Annotated in this window: 17 protein-coding genes; 10 read left to right on the top strand and 7 right to left on the bottom strand. The window is 73.7% G+C overall.

What is annotated here, in order from left to right; all coding sequences use genetic code 11:
* Positions 1-112: 112 nt before the first annotated feature.
* Positions 113-1,525, bottom strand: coding sequence for a DNA repair protein RadA (radA, locus tag PV796_RS17245; RefSeq protein ID WP_274914158.1), 1,413 nt, complete (start codon positions 1,523-1,525; stop codon positions 113-115).
* Between the two features lie 198 nt (positions 1,526-1,723).
* Between radA and PV796_RS17240 the strand changes: the two genes are divergently transcribed.
* Entirely contained in the window at positions 1,724-3,526 is a 1,803-nt protein-coding gene (locus PV796_RS17240; RefSeq protein ID WP_274914157.1) for a BACON domain-containing protein, read from the top strand.
* A gap of 99 nt (positions 3,527-3,625) precedes the next feature.
* Here PV796_RS17240 and PV796_RS17235 read toward each other — a convergent pair whose 3' ends face one another.
* Positions 3,626-4,519 (bottom strand): hypothetical protein, encoded by an 894-nt coding sequence (locus PV796_RS17235; protein WP_274914155.1) that lies wholly within the window; start codon positions 4,517-4,519, stop codon positions 3,626-3,628.
* A gap of 57 nt (positions 4,520-4,576) precedes the next feature.
* On the opposite strand from PV796_RS17235, the gene PV796_RS17230 reads away from it, so the two are divergent.
* The 3 genes from PV796_RS17230 to ilvD all read left to right on the top strand — a co-directional run bounded on the left by PV796_RS17230 (position 4,577) and on the right by ilvD (position 8,710).
* Complete coding sequence (locus PV796_RS17230) at positions 4,577-5,503, top strand: Ppx/GppA phosphatase family protein (RefSeq protein ID WP_274914154.1); 927 nt, start codon at positions 4,577-4,579, stop codon at positions 5,501-5,503.
* 348 nt (positions 5,504-5,851) lie between these two features.
* Complete coding sequence (locus PV796_RS17225; protein ID WP_274914153.1) at positions 5,852-6,676, top strand: sugar phosphate isomerase/epimerase family protein; 825 nt, start codon at positions 5,852-5,854, stop codon at positions 6,674-6,676.
* Positions 6,677-6,859: 183 nt separating this feature from the next.
* Positions 6,860-8,710, top strand: a complete 1,851-nt coding sequence (ilvD, locus tag PV796_RS17220; protein WP_274914152.1) for a dihydroxy-acid dehydratase — start codon at positions 6,860-6,862, stop codon at positions 8,708-8,710.
* A gap of 76 nt (positions 8,711-8,786) precedes the next feature.
* On the opposite strand, the gene PV796_RS17215 is transcribed toward ilvD, so the two are convergent.
* A complete protein-coding gene (locus PV796_RS17215) occupies positions 8,787-9,077 on the bottom strand; it encodes a DUF397 domain-containing protein (RefSeq protein WP_274914151.1) in 291 nt (96 codons plus the stop codon).
* Positions 9,059-9,901: a helix-turn-helix domain-containing protein gene (locus PV796_RS17210; RefSeq protein WP_274914150.1), complete on the bottom strand. Its 843-nt coding sequence runs from the start codon at positions 9,899-9,901 to the stop codon at positions 9,059-9,061. Before PV796_RS17210 ends, PV796_RS17215 begins: the two co-directional genes overlap by 19 nt.
* Before the next feature lie 168 nt (positions 9,902-10,069).
* Here PV796_RS17210 and PV796_RS17205 point away from each other — a divergent pair, with 168 nt between their 5' ends.
* The gene (locus tag PV796_RS17205) at positions 10,070-10,288 is read left to right on the top strand and encodes a hypothetical protein (RefSeq protein ID WP_274914149.1); all 219 of its coding nucleotides are present in this window, start codon (positions 10,070-10,072) and stop codon (positions 10,286-10,288) included.
* Positions 10,285-10,506 carry a hypothetical protein gene (locus PV796_RS17200; RefSeq protein WP_274914147.1) on the top strand — a complete coding sequence of 74 codons (222 nt, stop codon included), beginning with the start codon at positions 10,285-10,287 and terminating at the stop codon, positions 10,504-10,506. The genes PV796_RS17205 and PV796_RS17200 overlap by 4 nt, the downstream gene beginning before the upstream one ends.
* Positions 10,507-10,524: 18 nt before the next feature.
* On the opposite strand, the gene PV796_RS17195 is transcribed toward PV796_RS17200, so the two are convergent.
* Positions 10,525-12,822, bottom strand: coding sequence for a protein kinase domain-containing protein (locus tag PV796_RS17195; protein ID WP_274914145.1), 2,298 nt, complete (start codon positions 12,820-12,822; stop codon positions 10,525-10,527).
* A 194-nt stretch (positions 12,823-13,016) separates the two neighbouring features.
* Here PV796_RS17195 and PV796_RS17190 point away from each other — a divergent pair, with 194 nt between their 5' ends.
* The 3 genes from PV796_RS17190 (at position 13,017) to sigJ (ending at position 15,057) form a co-directional block, all read left to right on the top strand.
* Complete coding sequence (locus PV796_RS17190; RefSeq protein ID WP_376565344.1) at positions 13,017-13,349, top strand: SH3 domain-containing protein; 333 nt, start codon at positions 13,017-13,019, stop codon at positions 13,347-13,349.
* A 100-nt stretch (positions 13,350-13,449) separates the two neighbouring features.
* The gene (locus tag PV796_RS17185; RefSeq protein ID WP_274914144.1) at positions 13,450-13,959 is read left to right on the top strand and encodes a hypothetical protein; all 510 of its coding nucleotides are present in this window, start codon (positions 13,450-13,452) and stop codon (positions 13,957-13,959) included.
* Positions 13,960-14,103: 144 nt separating this feature from the next.
* Positions 14,104-15,057 carry an RNA polymerase sigma factor SigJ gene (gene sigJ / locus PV796_RS17180; protein WP_274914143.1) on the top strand — a complete coding sequence of 318 codons (954 nt, stop codon included), beginning with the start codon at positions 14,104-14,106 and terminating at the stop codon, positions 15,055-15,057.
* Between the two features lie 79 nt (positions 15,058-15,136).
* Here sigJ and PV796_RS17175 read toward each other — a convergent pair whose 3' ends face one another.
* A complete protein-coding gene (locus tag PV796_RS17175; protein WP_274914141.1) occupies positions 15,137-16,558 on the bottom strand; it encodes a M1 family metallopeptidase in 1,422 nt (473 codons plus the stop codon).
* Between the two features lie 240 nt (positions 16,559-16,798).
* Between PV796_RS17175 and proC the strand changes: the two genes are divergently transcribed.
* Positions 16,799-17,611, top strand: a complete 813-nt coding sequence (gene proC, locus PV796_RS17170; RefSeq protein WP_274914139.1) for a pyrroline-5-carboxylate reductase — start codon at positions 16,799-16,801, stop codon at positions 17,609-17,611.
* 392 nt (positions 17,612-18,003) lie between these two features.
* Here the strand turns inward: proC and trpS are convergent, their stop codons facing one another.
* Complete coding sequence (gene trpS, locus PV796_RS17165) at positions 18,004-19,053, bottom strand: tryptophan--tRNA ligase (protein WP_274914137.1); 1,050 nt, start codon at positions 19,051-19,053, stop codon at positions 18,004-18,006.
* Positions 19,054-19,136: the final 83 nt, after the last annotated feature.

The following is a 19,136-nucleotide window of genomic DNA, read 5'->3' as shown; positions in this document are numbered from 1 at the left end:
TCTGTCGGTCCGGGCCGCCCGGCCGGTGCCGCGGTGCGTACCACGAGGAGAGTACCCAGGAGCTACGCAGCCGGCGGTGGGACGGCGGTGACGGGCGAGACCGGGGCAAAGTCTACCGGCGCGTCTCCTCCTCCCGCGGGGCCTCCCGGCGGACCCGCTTGGGCAGCACGGACAGCGCCTCGCCGACGTCGGCGACCTCCAGGACCCGCATCCCGGCGGGGATCTTGCCGGGGTCGCTGGGGACCAGGGCGTGGGTGAAGCCGAGCCGGGCGGCCTCGGCCAGGCGGCGCTGGACGCCGGTGACCCGACGGACCTCGCCGGCCAGGCCGACCTCGCCGATGGCGACCAGATTCTTCGGCAGCGGGGTGTCGCTGGCGGCGCTGGCCAGGGCGAGGGCGACGGCGAGGTCCGCGGCCGGCTCGCTGAGCTTCACGCCGCCGACGGTGGCGCTGTAGATGTCGCGCTTGCCGAGGGCGCTGATCCGGCCGCGCTGCTCCAGGACGGCGAGCATCATCGAGACCCGGGAGGTCTCCAGGCCGGACGTGGTGCGGCGGGGGGAGGGGATCTGGGAGTCGACGGTGAGCGCCTGGACCTCGGCGACCAGGGGGCGGCGGCCCTCCAGGGTGACCGTCAGGCACGTCCCCGGAACCGGCTCGGCGCGGCGGGTGAGGAAGAGGCCGGAGGGGTCGGCGAGGCCGGTGATGCCCTCGTCGTGCAGCTCGAAGCAGCCGACCTCGTCGGTGGTGCCGTAGCGGTTCTTCACGCCGCGGACGAGGCGGAGCCGGGCGTGCCGGTCGCCCTCGAAGTGCAGCACGACGTCGACCAGGTGCTCCAGGAGACGGGGGCCGGCGATGGCGCCGTCCTTGGTGACGTGGCCGACCAGGAGGGTGGACATGCCGCGCTCCTTGGAGGCCCGGATCAGCGCGCCGGCGACCTCGCGGACCTGGGCCATACCGCCGGGGGCGCCGTCGATCTCGGGGGAGGCGACGGTCTGCACGGAGTCCAGGATCAGCAGCGAGGGCTTGACGCTGTCCAAGTGGCCGAGGACGGCGGAGAGATCGGTCTCGGCGGCCAGATAGAGGTCGTCGTCGAGGGCGCGGATGCGGTCGGCGCGCAGCCGGACCTGGCTGGCGGACTCCTCGCCGGTGACGTAGAGGGTGCGGTGCTCGGCGGAGGCGGCCTTGGCGGCGACGTCCAGCAGGAGGGTGGACTTGCCGACGCCGGGCTCGCCGGCCAGCAGCACCACCGCGCCGGGGACCAGCCCGCCGCCCAGCACGCGGTCCAGCTCCGGCACGCCCGTGGAGCGGGCGGTGGCCTGCCTGCCGTCGACCTGGCCGATGGGCAGCGCGGCGGTGGTGACCCGGCCGGGCGCGGTGGTGCGCACCGCCGGGGTGCCGCCGAACTCCTCGACCGTGCCCCACGCTTGGCATTCCGGACAGCGGCCGAGCCACTTGGCGGTGGTCCAGCCGCACTCCGTGCAGCGGTATGAGGGGCGCTCCTTGGCCGACGCTTTACGAGTTGCCATGACGCCAACCGTAGCGGCGGGGTGTGACAGCGGGGGTGCCGGCGGCAGTTGCGCCGGGCGGGTGGTGCGCGCCGAGCGCGCGCCGCGGCCGAATAGCAGATCTGTGTCCTCTTTTGAGGGAGATGGTCACCCGTAAGGGTTAAAAGTGACCCTGCCGCGCGGGCGTGGCTGCATCATCCGCCTACCGTCGCCGGGGTGATGAGCAGCAGGCCCGAGCACCCTACGCACACCACCGGCGCACTCCGGTCGCGCACCGCCGAGCCGCGTCGGCACCGGCCGCAGACAGACGGGCGGCCCCGCCACCCCGAGCACCAGGACCGCTACGAGCCCCATCTGGACGGGCTGTTCACCTACTGCCTGTCCGTGCTGTGCGAGCACGACGCGGCGGCCGCCGTACTCGGCGAGACGCTGGCGCTCGCCGAGCGCCAGCACGGTCGGCGCCCCGACGACACCACCCTCTTCCGCCCCTGGCTCTACGCGCTGGCCCGTTGGGCGTGCCTGCGCCGGCTCGCCGAACAGGCCGGCCCGCGCGGGACCGACCCCGCCGATCCCGGGCGGACCCCGGCGCGGCAGCGGGAACTGGCCGCGCTGGCCTGGCCGGAGGCGGCCGGCACCACCCCCGAGCAGCGCGAGGTACTGGAGCTGTCGGTGCGCCACCGGCTGGCGCCGGACGACATCGCCGCGGTGACCGGCGCCGACCCGACCGCCACCCGCACGCTGCTGGCCGCCGCCTCCTGCGAGGTGGAGCGGACCAGGGCGGCGCTGGCGGTGGTCGAGTTCGGGCGGTGCGTGGACGTCGCGCGGCTCGCCGGCGGCAGCCAGCTGCTGCTGGGCGCGACGCTCCGCCGGGAGCTGGTGCGGCACGTCGACGACTGCGCGGAGTGCCGGCGGACCGCCGAGCGGGCCACCGCCGCCGGGCCCTGGCCGGGCACCGCGCCGGCCGCGCACGGCGCGTTGCCGTTGGTCACCGCGGACCGCTCGGCGGTGTGCGCGGCACTGGTGGCGGCCCGGGCGGCGCGGTCGGGCCGGGCCGAGGGCGTGCCCGGGGCCGGCCCGGCCCCCGGCGGCCGGAACGGTGGAGCAAACGGTTCTCCACGCTATGACCGCCGGGGATTCCCGGTCGCCCCCACCGACCGCACCGCCCGCCGCCGGCGGCTGCGCCACCGCGCGTTGACCACCACCGTCGTGGCGACCGTGCTGGCCGCGCCGGTGCTCGCGCTGTGGGTGGCCTACCGCAGCGCCCCGGAGACCGGCGGGGTGGACGTGCTGCCGACGACGGTGGCGGCCAACGCGGTCGAGGGCGCGGTGACCGGCGACCGGCTGGACGGCCGCCCGTACGCGAACGCGGGCAACGCCCGGCCGACGTCGCCGCGGCCCCACACCCGGGCCGGCGAGGGGGCGTCGGACGTCTCCGTCGCGGTGCTGGGTGCGGGCGCCGGTCCGACGCCGCCCAGCGGACGGGAGGAGCACGGGCCGGGGCGGCTGACGGTCGCCGCGCAGCCGGACGCCGGCACCACCGCCATCACGATCAGGGCCTCCGGTGGCACCCCGGTGCATTGGCGCGCGTCGTCGGGCGCGCCCTGGATCCAAATGAGCCACACCGCGGGGGAGTTGAAACCGGGGCAGAAGGTGCGGATCACGGTCTACGTGGACCACGACCGGGAGCCCGAGGGCCGCTGGCAGTCCGCGATCGTCATCGAACCCGGCGGCACCGTCGTCACGATGAAGGGGCACGGGGCGACGGAGCCGGCGCCGGGCCCGGGGGAGCCGACGGGGGCGGCCGGTTCGGCGGCTACGCGGCCCGCACCCTCGCCGGCGCCGCCTTCGCCGTCGTTGCATCCGACGCCGCGGTCCACGGGGCCGGTTCCTTCGTCGTCCACGGGGGCGTCGCCGTCGGCCGCGCCCGGGAATCCGTCGGCGCGCACCACTGGGGGCACAGGGGCGGGCGGCCGGGCGACCGTGCCGGCCAGGCCGTGGCACACGACGCGGCCGGCGACCTGAGGCGAGGGGCGGCTGCGGGCGGCTACTCGCCGTCGGCAGGCGGGAGTTGGGCCGCGGCGCCGGGGTCGGCGGCCGCGGCCCAGGGGTGTGGCGCGGTGGCTACTGCGCGCCGGCGGCCCGCGGCGCGGGGTCGGCCGGGTGCGGGGCCATCGGCAGCTCGGACGCCAGCCGCTGCTCGCACAGCTCGACCAGCTTGGCGTAGCCGGCCTCGCCCATCAGCTCGGTCAGCTCCGGCCGGTACGTGACGTAGACCGGGTCACCGGCGCCGTGCGCGGAGGTCGCCGAGGTGCACCACCAGTGCAGGTCATGGCCGCCCGGGCCCCAGCCGCGGCGGTCGTACTCGCCGATGGTGACCTGGAGGATCTGGCTGTCGTCGGGCCGGTCGATCCAGTCGTAGGTGCGGCGGACCGGGAGCTGCCAGCAGACGTCCGGCTTGGTCTCCAGCGGCTCGCGGCCCTCGCGGAGCGCGAGGATGTGCAGCGAGCAGCCGGCGCCGCCCTTGAAGCCGGGGCGGTTCTGGAAGATGCAGGAGCCCTGCCAGCGGCGGGTCTGCCGCTCGCCGTCCTCGTCCACCTCGGTCCAGCCGGTGCCGGTGCCCACGTCGTGGAACTGCCACACGTCGGGCGTGAGCCGCGCCACGTGCTGGGCGACCCGCTCCTCGTCCTCCTCGTCGGAGAAGTGCGCGCCGAGCGTGCAGCAGCCGTCGTCCGCCCGGCCGGCCTGGATGCCCTGGCAGCCGCTGCCGAAGATGCAGGTCCAGCGGGAGGTCAGCCAGGTCAGGTCGCAGCGGAAGAGTTGCTCGTCGTCGCCCGGGTCGGGGAAGGTGACCCAGGCGCGGGCGAAGTCGAGGCCGACCTCGTCGGCCGTGGCCCCGTCGCCGGACTGCGCGGCCGCGGCGGCGTCGGCAGCCGCGGCGGCCTTGGCGCGCCGCTTTTCTTCCTTCTTCAGGGCCTTTTCGGCTTTTTGGTGCTTCGCCTGTTTCGTCTTTGCCACGGGTCCAGCGTACGGCCGGCACCGAGTGTCTCCCGCCGCGGCAGTAGGTTTCCCCGTATGAGACTCGGTGTCCTCGATGTGGGTTCGAACACGGTCCACCTTCTGGTGGTGGACGCACACCCCGGCGCGCGCCCGCTGCCCGCCTACTCGCACAAGGCGGAGCTGCGCCTGGCCGAACTCCTCGACGAGGACGGTGCCATAAGCGACGACGGCGTGCACCGCCTGGTGCTCACCATCCGGGAGGCGATGCAGGTCGCCGAGGACAAGGGCGTCGAGGACGTGCTCCCGTTCGCCACCTCCGCGATCCGCGAGGCCACCAACGGCGAGGCGGTGCTGCGCCGCCTCGCCGAGGAGACCGGGGTCGCGCTGCAGGTCCTCTCCGGCGAGGACGAGGCGCGGCTGACCTTCCTGGCCGCCCGCCGCTGGCTGGGCTGGTCGGCCGGGCGGCTGCTGGTGCTGGACATCGGCGGCGGCTCGCTGGAGGTCGCCTACGGGCTGGACGAGGACCCGGACGTGGCCGTCTCGCTGCCGTACGGGGCCGGGCGGTTGACCGGGGCGGACCTGCGGGAGGACCCGCCGGGCCCGGAGGACGTGCGGGCGCTGCGGCGTCGGGTGCGGGCCGGCATCGCCCGGGAGGTGAGCGACTTCGCCCGTTACGGGACGCCGGACCAGGTCGTCGGGACGTCCAAGACGTTCAAGGCGCTCGCGCGGATCGCGGGGGCGGCGCGGTCCTCGGAGGGGCTGTACGTCCAACGGGAGCTGCCCCGCAAGACGTTGGAGGAGTGGGTGCCGCGGCTGGCCCAGATGACCGCCCGGGAGCGGGCCGAGTTGCCCGGGGTCTCCGAGGGGCGGGCACGGCAGTTGCTGGCGGGGGCGCTGGTGGCGGAGGCGACGATGGACCTGTTCGGGGTGGAGACGTTGGAGATCTGTCCCTGGGCGTTGCGCGAGGGGGTCATTTTGCGGCGGTTGGATCATCTGTCGTAGGCGGTTGGTCGGGCGTCCCGCGTTGCGGTGGGGGCGGGTTGGGGATTCCACCGGGCCCGGTGGTGCCGGGATTGCTCGCCGTGGCGGCGGCCGGGGTCGTCTGGGGTCGCCCCGCGTGGTCGGCCGGTCCGTTTGTCGTGGCCGGTTCCGCTTCGCCTGCGGGCGGTGGGCGGCTTCCCGCGGCGGGCTGTGGCGTGCGTAATGCGGCGGAGATCACACCGGGGGCGGGGGAACGGTCGCGTCCCAGGCGTTGTGCGGGTTCTCGCCCGTCACAGGGGGTGCGGTGAGGGGGCGTGACGTGGCCGGTGTCCTGCCGCGTGGTTGGGGGCGGCCCTTACGCTGTCCCTCGTGACAGAGCCAGTGGTGCGGATTCCCGGGGCGAAGGTCGCGCTGTCCACGGCTTCGGTCTATCCGGAGTCGACGGCGACGGCCTTCGAGATCGCCGCGCGCCTTGGCTACGACGGCGTCGAGGTCATGGTCTGGACGGATCCGGTCAGCCAGGACATAGAGGCGCTGCGCCGGCTCTCGGACTACCACGGCGTGCCGGTGCTGGCCGTGCACGCGCCCTGTTTGTTGATCACCCAGCGGGTGTGGTCCACCGATCCGTGGATCAAACTCCAGCGGGCCCGTACGGCGGCGGAGAAGCTGGGGGCCTCGACGGTGGTGGTGCACCCGCCGTTCCGCTGGCAGCGCAGCTACGCGCGGGAGTTCGTCCGCGGGATCTGGCGGATGGAGGGCGAGACGGACGTCCGGTTCGCGGTGGAGAACATGTACCCGTGGCGGTACCGCGACCGCGAGATGCTCGCCTACGCGCCGGACTGGGACCCCACCAACGACGACTACCGGCACTTCACCGTCGACCTCTCGCACACCGCCACCGCGCGGCACGACGCCATGGCGATGGTGGAGCGGATGGGCGACCGGCTGGCGCACGTCCACCTCGCCGACGGCAACGGCTCCGCCAAGGACGAGCACCTGGTGCCCGGGCGTGGCAGCCAGCCCTGTGCGGAGCTGCTGGAGCGGCTGGCCGGCACCGGGTTCGACGGTCATGTGGTCGTGGAGGTCAACACCCGCCGGGCGATGTCCGCCGCCGAACGCGAGGCCGACCTGGCCGAGGCGCTGGCCTTCACCCGGCTTCACCTGGCGTCCCCGACCTGGGTTCCCGGCAAGTAGGCGGACGCCGGCGCCCGGTGGGGTGTCCGCAGTCCGGTCGGGCGTCTCATATTCCGGAGGCAGTGTCCAGATCTTGGATCGGCAGCGTAATCTCGGGATCAGTTGCTGTATGGCCCGCCGTACGGCGCTGACGCTGTACGTCCGCATCCCGGCTGTACGCCCGTTTCCGAGGGAGTGACCATCGTGCCCGAGCTGAGGTCCCGCACCGTTACCCACGGCCGCAACATGGCGGGCGCCCGCGCCCTTATGCGGGCCTCCGGCGTAGCGAGCGAGGACATCGGCAAGCCGATCGTCGCGGTCGCCAACTCCTTCACCGAGTTCGTGCCCGGACACACCCACCTCGCCCCGGTCGGCCGGATCGTCTCCGAGGCGATCAAGGCCGCGGGCGCGGTGCCGCGGGAGTTCAACACCATCGCCGTCGACGACGGCATCGCCATGGGCCACGGCGGCATGCTGTACTCGCTGCCCTCGCGCGACCTGATCGCGGACTCGGTCGAGTACATGGTCGAGGCACACTGCGCCGACGCGCTGATCTGCATCTCCAACTGCGACAAGATCACCCCCGGCATGCTGATGGCGGCGCTCCGCCTCAACATCCCCACGATCTTCGTCTCCGGCGGCCCCATGGAGGCCGGCCGCGCCACCCTCGTCAACGGCACCGTCCGCAAGCTGGACCTGATCGACGCGATGGTGGACGCCTCCAACGAGAATGTCTCCGACGAGGACATCCTCCGCATCGAGGAGAACGCCTGCCCCACCTGCGGCTCGTGTTCGGGCATGTTCACCGCCAACTCGATGAACTGCCTGACGGAGGCGATCGGGCTGTCGCTGCCCGGCAACGGCTCGGTGCTCGCCACCCACACCGCCCGCAAGGACCTCTACGAGCGGGCCGGCGCCACCGTCGTCGAGCTCGCCAAGCGCTACTACGAGCAGGACGACGACGCCGTCCTGCCGCGCAACATCGCCACCCATGCCGCGTTCGAGAACGCGATGGCGCTGGACATCGCGATGGGCGGCTCCACCAACACGATCCTGCACCTGCTGGCCGCCGCCCAAGAGGCCGGCGTCGGCTACGACTTGACCGACATCGACGCCGTCTCGCGCCGCGTCCCCTGCCTGGCCAAGGTCGCCCCGAACGTCGCCCCCGGCGGCACGTACTACATGGAGGACGTGCACCGCGCCGGCGGCATCCCCGCGATCCTCGGCGAGCTGTACCGCGGCGGGCTGCTCAACGAGGACGTGCACACCGTCCACGCCCGCTCCATCAAGGAGTGGCTGGACGCCTGGGACGTGCGCAGCGGCGCGGCGACGGCCGACGCGGTCGAGCTGTGGCACGCCGCCCCCGGCTGCCGGCGTTCGGCCACCGCGTTCTCCCAGTCCGAGCGGTGGGAGACCCTGGACACCGACGCGGCGGGCGGCTGCATCCGCGACGCCGCGCACGCCTACTCCAAGGACGGCGGCCTGGCCGTCCTGCGCGGCAACCTCGCCGAGGACGGCTGCGTGGTGAAGACCGCCGGCGTCGACGAGTCCATCTGGACCTTCGAGGGCCCGGCCGTGGTCTGCGAGTCGCAGGAGGAGGCCGTCGACAAGATCCTGACCAAGCAGGTCAAGGAGGGCGACGTCGTGGTCATCCGCTACGAGGGCCCCAAGGGCGGCCCCGGCATGCAGGAGATGCTCTACCCGACGTCGTTCCTGAAGGGCCGCGGCCTGGGCAAGGCGTGCGCCCTGGTCACCGACGGCCGCTTCTCCGGCGGCACTTCGGGCCTCTCCATCGGCCACGCCTCCCCCGAGGCGGCCTCCGGCGGCACCATCGCCCTCGTCAGGGACGGCGACCGCATCCGCATCGACATCCCGGGCCGGTCCATCGAACTCCTCGTCGACGAGGACGAGTTGGCCGCCCGCCGGGAGGCCCTGGGCGGCGTCTACGCCCCCAAGAACCGCGAGCGCAAGGTCTCCGCGGCCCTGCGCGCCTACGCGGCGATGGCGACGAGCGCGGATAAGGGCGCCATCCGCGACGTGAGCCGGCTGGGCTGACGCGCTCCTGTTGACTGCGAACTGGCCCCCGTCGTGCCCGAGCACGACGGGGGCCAGTGTCTTGCCCGAGCTCCGCTCAAACGCCGGCCAACCGCCCGCTTTTCACAGCGGTGATGAACGTGCCCCAGGCGTCCGCTTCGAAGGTGAGGGCGGGGCCGTGGGGACGCTTGCTGTCGCGGACGGGGATGAGGGTGGGGTGGGCGTCGCCGACCTCGATGCAGGCGCCACCTTCGGAGTTGCTGTAGCTACTCTTGCGCCAGGTGGTGTTGGCCAGGAGGTCGTCGGAGACCTCAAGGCACTCTCCCCCGTCCTGGTTGCTGTACGAGCTCTTGCGCCAGGTGATGGCGCTCAGATCGATGGGTCGCACGGCACTTCCTCCAACATCTGCATGACGAACTTCCGTGATTCGTCCGGGGACAGGGCCAGATCGCGCACCAGATCGTAGCCAAACTGAAGGCGCTCGACGGCTGCTGCTTCCTGGACAAGATCACCCGAGTATCCCGTCTCCACCCACGCCACGGTGCTGCCATCCGCTCCCCGCAGGAACATGGTGTTGGTGTTGGTCAGGGCGTGGAGCCCGGCGGTCTGCGGAAGCACCTGTACGGTCACGTTCTTGCGCTCGCTCATGCTGACCAGGTGCGCGAGTTGCTCCCGCCACTCGTTGGCGTCTTGTAGCGGGGTGCGCAGTACCGTCTCGGAGAGGATCGTGCGGAACCGCGGGGCGTCATCGCCCATCAGCACCTCGCGACGCCCTATGCGCGCTTCGACCTGCCGGGTCAGCTCCTCCCCGTCAAGACCGCCCGCAGCAAGCAACTCACGTGCGTAGCCCGCAGTCTGAAGCAAGCCTGGCAGGCTGGCGACGGCGTAGTGCCAGAGGCTCACCGCCTCCGCTTCCAAGGTCATGTACCGCCGGTACCGTTCCTTGAACTGCGTCGGGTCTCCCATCGCCAACTCCCAGAGCGTCAGCAGTAGATCACCGGTGCCGTAGTGCTGGGCCAGCGCCTCCACCACCTCCGGGCTCCCCAGCGTGTTCCCGCTCTCCAGCTTGCCGAACAGGGATGCGTCCCAGCCAAGCACCTCACTGAGCTGCCGCAGGCTTTCTCCACTCTGCTTGCGCAGTAAGCGCAGCTCCTCCGCGAACCGCCGGCGCGGCTCCTGGCTCCGTCCGGTAACGACTCGTCTCGGCGGCATGGCGACTCTCTCCGTGGAAGGCATGGAAGTTGCGGTTTGGGGCGCAGAAGTACGGCCCGCAGAGGGCATCGGCACCCGGCCCGCAGGCCATTCTTGTAATGGCCGGAATACACACGGTAGTTGCGTTCCGGGGCGTCAGGCGCGGAAACAGCAGAAGGAGCAGCCCTTATGACGAGTGACAAGATCGCCGAGGCCGAGGCGGCGCGTGACGCGTTGGCCGCCGCGCTCGAACGGAGCGGGATCGTGCTTCCGTCGCTGTCCGTCGACCCGTTGTCGTACAGCGGCCAACCGCCGCGTCCGCTCGTCGAGTTGGGGCGCTGCAACCCGCAGACCGCGCGGCGGCTGGCGGCCGTCATCGGGGGCGGGGACGGGGGCGCGCGGCCGTGACCGCGTACGTCCCGGCGAAGGGCGAGTTCGTGCGGGACCGGTCACGGGGGCGGGTGGGGCGGGTCATGGACCGGGCGGGGGCCCGCTTCCAACTCCGGCCGATCGGCGGCGGGGTGGAGTGGGAGGTGGACCCGGCGGACCTCGAACCGGTGCCGGTGTCCACCGTGTTGAGCGAGCACGTGGCGGAGCTCAACCGGAGGAGCGGGCGGCCCTTTTGACCGCCCGGTGCCGCGCTCTCACCACCGCCCCGGATCCCCGGTCGCGACGCCGAAGACCGTGCCGTCCGGGGAGGCGGCGTAGATGCGGTCGTGGGCGGTGTCGAGGGCGGGGGCGGGGACGGCCTGGAGGTAGCCGTTGTGGCGGGTGGCGGTGAGGCGGGGCGGGGTCTGGCCCAGGAGGGCGCCGGTGGTGGTGTCGACGGCGAGCAGCCGGCCGTCGGCGGCGGCGAAGTAGAGGCGGTCGCCGGCGACGACGGGGGCGGAGCCGCGGCTGACGGAGGTTTCGGTGTCCCAGGTGCGGGCGCCGACGGCCCGGAGGGTGCCGCCCTCGGCCAGGAGGTAGGCGGTGTCGCCCTGGACGGTGGCGGAGACGTTCTGCAGCCGGGCGTTCAGGGGGAACGTGCGGGTCCGGCGGGTGGCGGGGTCGTAGCGGAGGACGGCGGAGGTGACGCCGTCGTAGACCGGGTCGCCGACGGTGAGGTAGAGCGCGCCGGAGGAGCCGGGGCCGGCCAGGGCGAGGAGGCCGGGGAGCTGGCGGGACCAGCGGAGCGTGCCGTCGGTCGGGTCGATGGCGGTGAGTTGGGTGGTGGGGGTGGCGCTGGGCTGGGTCTCGGCGGCGTACGCGGTGCGCGGGTCGCCGTACGAGGTGAAGTGCGGGAAGCGGTGGTGGGGGAAGCGCTTGCGCCAGCGTTGGGCGTGGGTGGTGGTGTCCAGGGCGGTGACCGTGCCGTCGCCGGAGGTGAGGAGGATGCGGTCGGCGACGACGGCCGCGCCGCCCGCGTAGCCGGAGACGTCCAGGCTCCAGCGGACGGCGCCGTTGCCGGCGGCCGACGGGTCGAGGGCCAGCAGGCGCTTGCCGCCGTCGGCGAAGACGTAGAGGTGGCCGCCGGAGAGGACCGGGGCGGTGGGGGCGTTGGCCACCGGGCCAGCGGCGGGGGCCTTGTGACGCCACGTCACCTCGCCGGAGCCGGGGGCGAGACGGGCCGCGGCCAGTCCGGACTGGCCGCAGAAGACGGCGCCGGCGCCGGCCGCGCAGTACGGCATCTCGGCGGCGGAACCATCGGGGCGCTCGACGACCGTGGTGCGCCAGGGGTGGAAGGCGGCACGCGGGGCGGACGGAGCGTGGGTCTGGAGGGCGGAGTCCTCGGGGGAACCGGCGATGAGGGCCCAGGTGCCGGCGCCGGCGAGGACGGCCAGGGTGGTGGCGGCCACCCAGCGGAGGCGACGGCGTCGGGGGCGGCGCTTGCCGGACGCGGGCTTCTCCTCCCGCTCCGGGGCGGTGGGCGCGGCCGGGTCCGGGGTGCGGGCGCGGACGTGGGTGGCCTCGGCGCGCGACGGGGCGGGCTCGGCGCGGAACGGGGCGGGGGCGGTGCCGGGCGGCGCGGACTCGGCGGCGAGCGGCTGCCGTGGGGCCGGGACCCGGGTGTCGCCGGGGACCGTGTCCGGTATCGCGTCCCCGCCCGGCGTCAGATCGGCCGACACCGTCATCGGCGCGTCCGTGCACAGCAGTTGCATCAGCCGGTCCGGCGTCGGGCGACGGGCCGGGTCCTTGGCCAGGCAGCCCCCGATGAGCCCGACGAGCTCGTCCGGCACCCCGGAGAGGTCCGCCTCGTCGTGCACCACCTGGTACGCGACGAGGTACGGGCTGTCCGAGTCGAACGGCCCGCGCCCGGTGGCGGCGTGCACCAGCACCGACCCCAGGGCGAAGACGTCCGCCGCCGGGCCGACCTCGCGCGGCCGCTGGAACTGCTCGGGGGCCATGAACGGCGGGGTGCCGATCAACTTCCCGGTCTCGGTGCGCATTTCGCTGTCGGACGGGCGGGAGATGCCGAAGTCGATGACCTTCGGACCGTCGGCGGAGAGCAGGACGTTACCGGGCTTGAGGTCGCGGTGGACCACGCCCGCGCGGTGGATGTCGCGCAGCGCCTCGGCCAGGCCCGCGCCCAACTGCCGTACCTCGGTGGGGGTCAGCGGGCCGTTCCGCTTGACGTGTTCGGAGAGGGTCGGGCCGGCGATGTGGAGGGTCGCCATCCAGGGGCGCTCGGCGTCCGGGTCGGCGTCCACGACGGGGGCGGTGAAGGCGCCGCTGACCCGCCGGGCGGCCATCACCTCCTGCCGGAACCGGCCCCGGAACTCCGGGTCCTGGGCGAAATCGGCGTGGACGACCTTGACCGCGAGCAGCAGCCCGGAGGAGGACCGGGCCAGATGCACCACGCCCATGCCCCCGGATCCCAGCCGCGACTCCAGGCGGTAGTGCCCGGCGTATTCCGGACGCTCCGCTTCCGAACCGGGCCCGGAGTCGCGCAGCGGCGGCATCGTCCCACCCCCGTGTCTTTCCCCTGGACTTCCCGTGCCGAATCGGTCGCAAGTGCGACGCGCGGAGCCTAGTCGATGGCGCGTCCCAGGCGGCGTCGGCTTGCTAGCGTGCGCGACAACGGCGTCGAACAGGCGGCCGGAAACGTACCGTCCGGCACCGTCGGGCGGCCATCCAACAACGGGGGGCAACGCGCATGACCACTCAGGATGTGCAGCAGGACGGCGGGGCGGACGCGGCGGCGACTCCGGTCCCGCTCGCCATGGCGTTCGCCGGGGGCGGCGGCTACCCGCTCGCGGACGGCTACCGCGTCAACGTCCGCCAGGGGCCCGGCACCAACACCCCGGTCGTCCGCCAACTGCCGGCCGGCTCCCGGATCACCATCCGCTGCCAGCGGCGCGGCGAGTGGGTCTCCGGCCCGTGCGGCACCTCCAACCTCTGGGACAGCATCGGGCCCAACCAGTACGTCTCCGACACGTACGTGCGCACCGGCAGTAACGGGATGGTCGCGCCGGGCTGCATGAGCTGACCGCGGGGCGGGCGAGTCGGCCGCGGCGCGCGGGCCGGTGGCCGGGCGCGGCGGCCGGCCGCACGACCGGGTCGGCGGGCCCCCGGGGATAATCGACGTCATGAGCGATGCGCAGCGGACCGAGCCCCCGGTCGGCCCGGAACCGGAGGAGATCCGGTTCTTCGGCACCACCTGGGTCGAGCACGACGGCGGATACGGCCTGCGCCGGGCCGGGGTCGCGGTGGGCTCGCTGACGCTGGCCGCGGTCGGCGCGCTGGTGCTGCGGTTCGGCTTCCAGGGCCTGTCGACCGCCGACGTCGGCTCGTTCGTCAACGGCCTGGTGGTGGTCGGCTTCGCGATCTGCAGCGCGCTGGCCTTCCGCCGCACCTGGGACGGCTTCGTGCGCCGCCCGGACCCGGCCGCCGACAGCTCCGCCGAGCGGTCCCTACAGGGCCTGATGCTGATCGGCTTCATCGGCTCGCTGCTGGCCTACTTCTGCCGCAGCCTCGTCGAGGCGCCCGGTGAGAAGCTCCGCCGCGCCGAGTACGAGGCGGCACGGGAGCGCCACGCCCGCCGCCGCGGTAACCGCACGGGCAACCCGTCGGCCCGCAAGGGGAAGAAGCGGCGGTAGGGGCGGCCCGGCCCGCCCGGCGCATGACGCCCCGTCACCCCGGCCCCGGGGCGCGCCCGTCACACTCCGCCGCCTAGCGTCGTCCTCGTTCCGGGGCCGCCGGTGCACGACCGCGGCCCGCGAGCGGGGAGGCGGGAACAGACCATGGCGGAGCGGGAATACGGGACGGCGGACGGGCCGGTCCGGGCCGAGCGGCTGGTGCAGTTCGAGGAACAGCGAGGGCGGCTGTGGGGCGTGGCGTACCGGATCATGGGGACGGTCAGCGACGCCGATGACGCCGTCCAGGAGGCGTGGCTGCGCTGGCAGGCGCTCCCCGAGGACCCGCCGGTGGAGAGCCCGCGCGCCTTCCTCACCACCGTGGTGAGCCGGATCTGTTACGACCTGCTGGGCTCGGCCCGGGCCCGGCGCGAACTGTACGTGGGGCCGTGGCTGCCCGAGCCGGTGCTCGACGGGGCCGTCGGCGGCGCCCCGGCCGGGGGCCCGGACGGCCCGGAGGACCGGGTGACCCTCGACGAGTCGGTGGGCATGGCCCTGATGACCGTCCTGGAACGGCTCACCCCGGCCGAGCGCACCGCCTTCGTCCTGCACGACGTCTTCGCGGTGCCGTTCCCGGAGATCGCCGAGGCGGTCGGGCGCACTCCGGAAGCGGTGCGGCAGTTGGCCTCGCGGGCGCGCCGCCGGGTGCGGGCCGAGGCACCGCGCCGCACCGTCGACCGGGCCGAACACCGGCGCACCGTCGAGGCGTTCCTGTCGGCCGTCATGGGCGGGGACTTCGATGCGCTGCTGACCGTCCTCGACCCCGAGGTGGTGTGGCGCGCGGACGGCGGCGGCAAGGTGAGCGCCGCGCGCCGGCCGGTGCTGGGCCGGGAGAAGGTCGCCCGCTACGTCTGGGGCATCGTCACCCGCAAGTTCGCGCCCGGCAGCATGCGGCTGGCGGTCCGGGAGGTCAACGGCGCCCTGGGGGTGGTCTTCGCGGACACGTCGGGGGCGTACCCGTCCGGGGTCTTCGCCTTCACGGTCCACGACGGGCTGATCACGGAGGTGGACGCCGTCATCAACCCGGACAAGCTGGGGCACTTGGACTTCGACGAGGAGTGAGCGCGGGCGCGGGCGGGCGGCGACGCGCACCCGGCGCGCCCCGCCGCCCGCCCGTCGGCCTCACGCCGCCCCGCCGGCCTCACGCCGCCGCGTCGTACTCCCACTCCGGCTGCCCGTCCCCGAAGAGCCAGTCGTCGAACAGCTCGGTCAGGTCCTCGTCGGTGCGGTCCTGGCAGAACGCGATGAAGTCCGCGCTGTCGGCGCTGGCGTGCTGGTACTTCGCCGGCCACTCCTTGAGGATCGAGAAGAACGTCTCGTCGCCGACGGCGTTCCGCAGTTGCTGCAGGACCATTGCGCCGCGCTCGTAGACCGGCGTCCCGGTCACCTCCGCCGGGCCGTCCGGCGTGCCCGGCGGGAACTCCCAGCGCGGGTGGTCCTCATCGGAGTCGTAGAGCGCGTCGAACTGCTCCTGCGGGGTCCGGCCGCCCTCGCGCTCCTCCCACAGCCACTCGGCGTAGGTCGCGAACCCCTCGTTGAGCCAGGTGTCCCGCCAGGTCTTCGGCGTCACCGAGTCGCCGAACCACTGGTGGGCGGTCTCGTGCACCACCGTCTCGGTGTCCGGCGCGCCGGCGTAGACGGGCTTGGTCTGGGTCTCCAGCGCCACCCAGTCGATCCGGTCCGGGGTGTGGTCCACGATCGCGCCGGCCGACGAGAACGGGTACGGGCCGAACAGCTTCGTCGCCCACGCCAGGATCTCCGGCAACCGGGCCAGCGCCTTCCGGCTGGCCTTGGCCTCCTTGGGGTCCACCGCGACGTAGAGCGGCAGCCCCTGCGGGGTGCGGGACTCCTGGACGTCGAACGTGCCGATCGTCGCGGTGGCGAGGTAACTGGCCATCGGCTCCGGGTTGTGCCACTCGTAGGTGGTCCGCCCGTCGACCGTCCGCTTCGAGCGCAACTGCCCGTTGGCGACCGCGGTGTAGCCCTGCGGCACGCTGATCCTGAAGTCGTAGGCGGCCTTGTCGCTGGGGTGGTTGTTGCCGGGGAACCACGTCATCGAACCGGCCGGCTCCCCGGCGACGAACGCACCGTCGGCGGTCTTCACCCAGCCCTCGGACGCCCCGTCCTCGTCCCGCATCTCCTGCGGCGTCCCGCGGTAGCGGACGGTGGTCCGGAACTCCTCGCCCTTGCCGATGCCGGCGGTCGGCCGGACCACCAGCTTGTGCCCCTTGCGGCTGAACCCGGCGTCCGCGCCGTCGACCCGGACGCCCGTCACCGTCATCCCCTCCAGGTCGAGTTGGAAGGACCGCAGGTCCTTGCCCGCCTTCGCGGTGATCGTGGCGGTGCCGTCCAGGTGCTGCTTGGCCACGTCGTAGTCGAGGTCGAGCCCGTAGTGACTGACGCGGTAGCCGCCGTTGCCCAGCGCCGGGAAGAGCGGATCGCCCAGCCCGCCGCCGCCCGCCGCCCCTTTGACGGCCGTGCCCCCGGGCGCGCAGGAGGACAGCAGCAGGGCGACGGACAGCGCGGCTATGGCACCGCATCTGCGGTGGGGGCGGCGGTTCACGGCACTCCTCGGGCCGACGACGGACGGGCGAACGCAAGTTCCCCGACCTTACGGTCCTTTCCGCCCCACTGGTTTGACCCTGCTGGCTCCGGCTCGGGCGCCGGCCCCGAACCACGAGGCGGCCCACGCCCCGGGACCCCGGCGCCGGGCTGCCCGCTCCGTGGACGCCCACGGCGCACCGCCGCCCACCGGTGCGAGGATGGCCCCGTACCGATCACGCACCACCGGCGAGGTGAACGCATGGCCCAGAAGGTCGCCGTACTCGGCACCGGAAAAATCGGCGAAGCCCTGCTCAGCGGCATGATCCGCGGCGGCTGGGCGCCCTCCGACCTGCTGGTCACCGCCCGCCGCCAGGAGCGCGCCGACCAACTGCGGACCCGCTACGGCGTCGAGGCGGTCAGCAACGCCGAGGCCGCCAAGGCCGCCGACACCCTGATCCTGACCGTCAAGCCCCAGGACATGGGCACCCTGCTCGCCGAGCTGGCCCCGCACGTGCCCGCCGACCGCCTGGTCATCAGCGGCGCCGCCGGCATCCCGACCTCCTACTTCGAGGAGCGGCTGGCACCGGAGACCCCCGTCGTCCGGGTCATGACGAACACCCCCGCCCTCGTCGACGAGGCGATGTCGGTCATCTCCGCCGGCACCCACGCCAGCGCCGCCCACCTCACCCTCGCCGAGGAGATCTTCGCGACGGTCGGCAAGACCCTGCGCGTCCCGGAGTCCCAACAGGACGCCGCCACCGCCCTCTCCGGCTCCGGCCCGGCCTACTTCTACTTCCTCGTCGAGGCGATGACCGACGCCGGCATCCTGCTCGGCCTGCCCCGCGACAAGGCCCACGACCTGATCGTCCAGGCCGCCATCGGTGCCGCGGTGATGCTCCGCGACAGCGGCGAACACCCCGTCAAACTCCGCGAGAACGTCACCTCCCCCGCGGGCACCACCATCAACGCCATCCGCGAACTGGAGAACCACGGCGTCCGCGCCGCCCTGATCGCCGCCCTGGAAGCCGCCCGCGACCGCAGCCGCGAACTGGCCACGGGCAACGGGGGCTGAGCACGGGCAACGGGGGGAGCACCGCCGGCGGGCCCGGGCACGGGAGGCGGGACGACTGCCCCCGGGAGGCGTGGGCTGAGCGCCGGCGGCGCCGGCGGCCGCGAACCGGCCATCGCCGCCGGCCGCGAATCAGCCGCCGCCAGCCGCCAACTGCCCGCGAACCAGCCGTTAGCCGCGAAGCGGCCGCCGGCCGCCAACTGCCCGCGAACCGGCCGCCGTCGGCTACGAACCGGCCGCCGGCCGCGCCCAGTCCATCGGCCCGGCCACGCCCCGCCAATCGGCCCGGCCACGCCCGGCCCCCGCGGGAATACCGCCCCACCCCTCATCGTTGTGGCCCCGCAGGGGGCGCTCCCGTCCCCTACGGGATCTGTTCCCCTCCCCCTTACTGGCCGCTACACCCCCGCCGGCAGCAGCCCCACCGCCTCATACGCCGCATCCACCCGCGGCCGCGCCCTGTCCCGCGCCCGCCCGGCCCCGGCCCGCAACACCTTGTCGACGTACCCGGGATCGGCCGCCAACTCCGCGTGCCGCTCCCGCACCGGCCGCAACAGCTCCACCACCGCCTCCGCGACGTCCCGCTTCAACGCCCCGTACGAGCCGTACTCCGCCGCCAACCCGGCCGGATCCACCTCCCCCCGGCACGCCGCCAGCACATCCAGCAGGTTCGCCACCCCCGGCCGCGCCTCCCGGTCATACACCACGTCCGCCCCGGCGTCCGTCACGGCCCGCATCACCTTGCGCCGCACCACGTCCGGCTCGTCCAGCAGATGGATCACGCCGGCCCCGCCGTCCCGCACCACGGTCCCCTTGCCCATCTTCGACCGGGGATCCTGAAGGTCCATCACCCGCGCCGCGACCGGCGGCTGCGTCGCCCGCGGCACCACGAACACCGGCCCGTACCGCCGGTTGAACCGCATCGCCAGATCCCGCGTCAGCTCCACGTGCTGCGCCTGGTCCTCGCCAACGGGAACCTCGTCCGTCCCGTACGCCAGGATGTCCGCCGCCATCAGCGCCGGATACGTCAGCAGCGACAGCCGCACCCCGGCCGTCTCCTCCCGCGCGGCCTTCTCCTTGAACTGCACCATCCGCCGCATCTCGCCGACGCTGGCGGTGCACTCCATCAGATACGCCAGCCGCGTGTGCTCGTCCACATGGCTCTGCACGAACACCGTGCAGAGCTCCGGATCCAGCCCCGCCGCCAGCAACAACGTCGCCGCCTGCCGACTGAGCCGACGCACCCGCGCCGGATCGTGATCCACCGTCAGCGCATGCAGATCCACCACACAGAACAGCGCGTCCGCTTGGTGTTGGTCCACGGCGACCCACCGCCGCACCGCCCCGAGGTAGTTCCCCAACGTCAGGTGCCCCGTCGGCTTCACTCCGCTGAACACCCGCGCCGCGGCCCCGCCGGTCATCCCCGCCCGCTCGCCCATCTCGCTCATCCATCCCTCTTCTCAACGGGACCGTCGCCTGCACCGGCCGGTTACGAGGGGAGATACACAAACGGCCGCCGAGGCGGCGGCCG

This window comes from Streptomyces sp. WZ-12, assembly GCF_028898845.1.
In the GTDB taxonomy this organism is placed as follows: Bacteria; Actinomycetota; Actinomycetes; order Streptomycetales; family Streptomycetaceae; genus Streptomyces.
The sequence above is the reverse complement of the archived record's forward strand: the minus strand, read 5'-3'. Positions and strand labels throughout refer to the sequence as shown.

Bases quoted from the DNA above. Each gene is read 5' to 3' on its own strand.
- proC (WP_274914139.1), top strand. From the start codon at position 16,799: ATGGCCCAGAAGGTCGCCGTACTCGGCACCGGAAAAATCGGCGAAGCC.
- PV796_RS17195 (WP_274914145.1), bottom strand. From the start codon at position 12,822: ATGCCGCCGCTGCGCGACTCCGGGCCCGGTTCGGAAGCGGAGCGTCCG.
- PV796_RS17240 (WP_274914157.1), top strand. From the start codon at position 1,724: ATGAGCAGCAGGCCCGAGCACCCTACGCACACCACCGGCGCACTCCGG.
- trpS (WP_274914137.1), bottom strand. From the start codon at position 19,053: ATGAGCGAGATGGGCGAGCGGGCGGGGATGACCGGCGGGGCCGCGGCG.
- PV796_RS17230 (WP_274914154.1), top strand. From the start codon at position 4,577: ATGAGACTCGGTGTCCTCGATGTGGGTTCGAACACGGTCCACCTTCTG.
- PV796_RS17190 (WP_376565344.1), top strand. From the start codon at position 13,017: ATGACCACTCAGGATGTGCAGCAGGACGGCGGGGCGGACGCGGCGGCG.
- PV796_RS17210 (WP_274914150.1), bottom strand. From the start codon at position 9,901: ATGCCGCCGAGACGAGTCGTTACCGGACGGAGCCAGGAGCCGCGCCGG.
- PV796_RS17185 (WP_274914144.1), top strand. From the start codon at position 13,450: ATGAGCGATGCGCAGCGGACCGAGCCCCCGGTCGGCCCGGAACCGGAG.
- radA (WP_274914158.1), bottom strand. From the start codon at position 1,525: ATGGCAACTCGTAAAGCGTCGGCCAAGGAGCGCCCCTCATACCGCTGC.
- PV796_RS17205 (WP_274914149.1), top strand. From the start codon at position 10,070: ATGACGAGTGACAAGATCGCCGAGGCCGAGGCGGCGCGTGACGCGTTG.
- sigJ (WP_274914143.1), top strand. From the start codon at position 14,104: ATGGCGGAGCGGGAATACGGGACGGCGGACGGGCCGGTCCGGGCCGAG.